The following is a 1,367-nucleotide window of genomic DNA, read 5'->3' on the forward strand; positions in this document are numbered from 1 at the left end:
GAGGACGGCCGAGCCCGTCGCGCACGTCCGCCATGAAGAACGCCATCCAGGCCAGGGCGGTCAGGGAAGCCCCGGCCGCAACGCCCGTGCGGGCGGGCGGCGATGCGGGCGAAGTGGGCGCGGAAAGCGCGCCAGGGGCGGTGTGCGCGGCGGTCATGGCGTCACGGCTTGGCGGGTTTGCCCGGCACGGCGTGGCCGTTGACGGTGTGCGCCTCGATCACGTGGGCGCCGGTGCTGCCGCGCAAGGGCCGGGCGGGGCCCTCGGCCGTCACCGCATCGCCCGGCTTCAGGTGCAGCCGGGCAAAGCCATCGGGTCGCGTGTGGACGAAATCGCCCGTGTCCAGCACCACGCCGTTGGGCTCGCCGTGCCGGGCGTGGTGCAGGTGCGCCACATGGCCTTTCACCTGGCGCGGTGCGTCGTCCGGCGCGAACGCCTGGCCGTCGATGGACACCAGCCGCTCGAACGCATAGACCTCGTGCGCGGCCTCGCCGTGGGGTGGCGGTGGCGCCACGGTGCCATCGACGACCACCGTCTGGCCGGCGCGCAGGGCCTCGAAGGACCGTGCCGCACGGTCGTCGTGCTTGCCGAACACGAACTGCGCAGGCACGCCGTCCACGTCGATCATCACGCCCTCGACGTCGCCGCGCGGGCTGTAGAGGGCATGCTGGAACTGGCCTTCGAGGGACCAGACGTCGATCATTTCCTGGGGTTTGCTCATGGTGTCTCCGAATGGGTGAGGAAAGAAGAAACGGGTGTATGAAGCGGGCCGGGCGGCGGCCTCATGGGCGCAGTGCCGGGGCGCCGATCGGGCCGCCCAGCATGTCCTGCAGGGTGTCCGGCGTGGCGCCCATCTGCGCCGCTTCCATGCCGGTGCCCAGCGCGTTGCGGGTGCCCCAGCCGCGCACCGCCACGGTGGCGCCGGGCTTGAGCAGCGCCGCGACCGACGTGCCCATGTGGGGCGGAAAGCGCACGACGACGCCGTCTTCCAGCAGCAGGCCATGCGCATCGCCGCGGCTGTTGAACAGCACCTGGGCCACGCGGCCATTGGCCTGCAGGGCCGTCAAGGCTTCGCGTGGCGGCGGCGGGGGGCGCTGGCCGGGGGTGGGCGGCGTGTCCTGCACCGTGCGGCCCTGCGACTGGAAGGTCTCGGCGCGCAGCACGGGCGCGTCGGGACGGTGCCAGCCGGTCACCTCCAACGGGTCGCCGGGGCGCAGCCATGCGGTGAGGGACTCCGACAGGTGGGGCGGGAAGGCGATCTGCGTGCCATCCTGCAGCAGCAGGCCGTCCGCCTCGCCGTTCGGGTTGGGCAGCCAGCGCTGCAGCCGGCCGCTCGCAGTCGCGGACTGCTCGGCGGCGGGGGGCCTGG

2 protein-coding genes are annotated in these 1,367 nt (G+C 73.4%); both read right to left on the minus strand.

Translation table 11 applies throughout. From position 1 onward, the window contains the following. Positions 1-161: 161 nt before the first annotated feature. A complete protein-coding gene (locus AC27KI_RS24895) occupies positions 162-719 on the minus strand; it encodes a hypothetical protein (protein WP_487091199.1) in 558 nt (185 codons plus the stop codon). Between the two features lie 61 nt (positions 720-780). Further along, positions 781-1,367: hypothetical protein (locus AC27KI_RS24900; protein WP_487116461.1), on the minus strand; the 587-nt coding region annotated here is incomplete at its 5' end.

It is taken from the genome of Acidovorax sp. KPB24-03 (genome assembly GCF_057546605.1).